Source organism: Kitasatospora phosalacinea (assembly GCF_000717185.1).
Classification (GTDB): Bacteria; Actinomycetota; Actinomycetes; order Streptomycetales; family Streptomycetaceae; genus Kitasatospora; species Kitasatospora phosalacinea_A.
Genome location: NZ_JNYE01000219.1, coordinates 1 through 2,172 on the forward strand (window position 1 = coordinate 1; position 2,172 = coordinate 2,172).

Sequence of the window (2,172 nt, forward strand, 5' to 3'; positions counted from 1 at the left end):
CGCCCGTACCCACCCCTGCCCACGCGCACCCACCCGCGCCCGCCCACCCGCGTCCCGGGCCCCCTCAGCCCGAGGACCACGAAGGACCCGTATGCGCCTGCGCCGCAGCTCGATCCGCGCGAGGATCGTCGCGCTGCTCCTGGTGCCCATCGCGGCGCTCAGCGGCCTGTGGGTCTACGCCACCCTCGTCACCACGGGCGACGTGTGGGAACAGCTCGACCTCAGCTCCACGTACACCGCCTTCGGCGACCCCGCCGACCAGTACGCCTACGACCTCCAGCAGGAGCGCTCCGCCGCCGTCCTGCGGCTGGCCGCCCCGGGGAACGCCGACTACGCCGCCGCCTACGCCAAGGCCCGCACCACCACCGACCGCGACCTGCAGCTGCTGCGCTACCAGGGCACCAGCCACGACGCCGACAAGCTCGACGCCGACCAGCGCGCCCGCTACCAGGACGTGCTCTCCGTCGCCGACCAGCTCGGCGCCATCCGCAGCCAGATCGGCCAGCAGAAGCAGAGCTGGGACGGCGCCCTCAAGGACTACAGCGACCTGATCACCCCGGTGTTCGCGTTCCGCTCCTCCTTCATCGCCAAGCAGACCGGCTCGCTGCCCCGCCAGGGCACCATCCTGGTCGAGCTCTCCCGGGCCGGCGAGTACCTCGCCCAGGAGACCGCCGCGATGCGCGCCCTGCGGGCCGGCAGCGACGCCGCCGCCGCCGACAGCCGCAAGCAGCAGGTCGCGCTGGACGCCATGAACGCCCAGCAGGCCCTGTTCCGGATCTACATCGCCGAACTCGACGACGAGGACCGGCAGGCCTACAACGCGCTGCGGATGGGCCAGAACTGGAGCTGGCTCACCGCCGCCGAGAACGGCTTCGACAAGGCCGCCGACCGGGCCCTGGAAGTGCGCGGCGGCCCCGTCGACTCCTGGGGCGAGACCGCCGACAAGGTCCTCGCCGACATCGACGCCATCAACTCCCGGCTCGCCGACGACCTCGGCGAGCAGGCCCGCGGCAACGCCGTCGACGCACTGATCCGCGGCGGCACGGCGGGCCTGGTCGGCCTCGCCGCCGTCGTCCTGTCGATCGTCATCTCCTACCGCACCGGCCGCCGCCTGGTGCGCGAACTCGTCGGCCTGCGCAACGCCGCCGCCGACCTGTCCGCCACCCGGCTGCCCTCCGTGATGCTCCGGCTGCGCCGCGGCGACGCCGTCGACGTGGTCGCCGAGGTGCCCCAACTGGAGTTCGGCACCGGGGAGATCGGCCAGGTCGGCCGGGCCTTCAACGAAGTCCAGCGGGTCGCCGTCGAAGCCGCCGTCGAGCAGGCCGAACTGCGCCGCGGCGTCTCCGCCGTCTTCGTCAACCTCGCCCGCCGCAGCCAGGTCCTGCTGCACCGCCAGCTCACCCTGCTCGACACCATGGAGCGCCGCACCGAGGACCCCCGCGAGCTGGAGGACCTCTTCCGGCTCGACCACCTCACCACCCGCATGCGCCGCCACGCCGAGGGCCTGATCATCCTCTCCGGCGGCTCGCCCGGCCGCGCCTGGCGCAAGCCCGTCCGGATGGTCGACGTCGTCCGCGCCGCCGTCGGCGAGGTCGAGGACTACGCCCGGGTGCAGGTGCGGCCCTTCCCCGGCACCGGCCTGCTCGGCTCCGCCGTCGCCGACGTCACCCACCTGATCGCCGAACTCGTCGAGAACGCCACCGTGTTCTCCCCGCCGCAGACCCAGGTCACCGTCCAGGGCGAGGTGGTCGCGCACGGCTTCTGCCTGGAGATCGACGACCGCGGCCTCGGGCTGAGCGAGCAGCACCTGGAGGAGATCAACCAGCGCCTCGCCGTCGAGCAGGAGTTCGACCTCGCCGACACCGACCGGCTCGGCCTGTTCGTGGTCTCCCGGCTCGCCCGCCGCCACGGCATCCGGGTGCACCTGCGGCCCAGCCCCTACGGCGGCACCTCCGCCGTCGTGCTCGTCCCGCGCGAACTGCTCGCCGAGACCGTCGAGTCCGCCCCCGACGCCCCCCGGCAGAGCGGCGAGGACACCGGCAGCCACCGGCAGCCCGCCGCCCCCGCCAGCAGCATCCCCCGCACCGGCGCCACCGCCCTGCCGGCCCGCCGCCAGGGCGCCCACGCCGCGCCCGCCGCCGCCCCGGCCGCCGCGCGCGGCGGGCCCCGCCC

At 74.7% G+C, this 2,172-nt stretch carries 1 protein-coding gene; it reads left to right on the plus strand.

Annotated features, from left to right (window positions below; all coding sequences use genetic code 11):
- Positions 1-91: 91 nt before the first annotated feature.
- Positions 92-2,172: nitrate- and nitrite sensing domain-containing protein (locus OO57_RS37620; protein WP_051778770.1), on the plus strand; the 2,081-nt coding region annotated here is incomplete at its 3' end.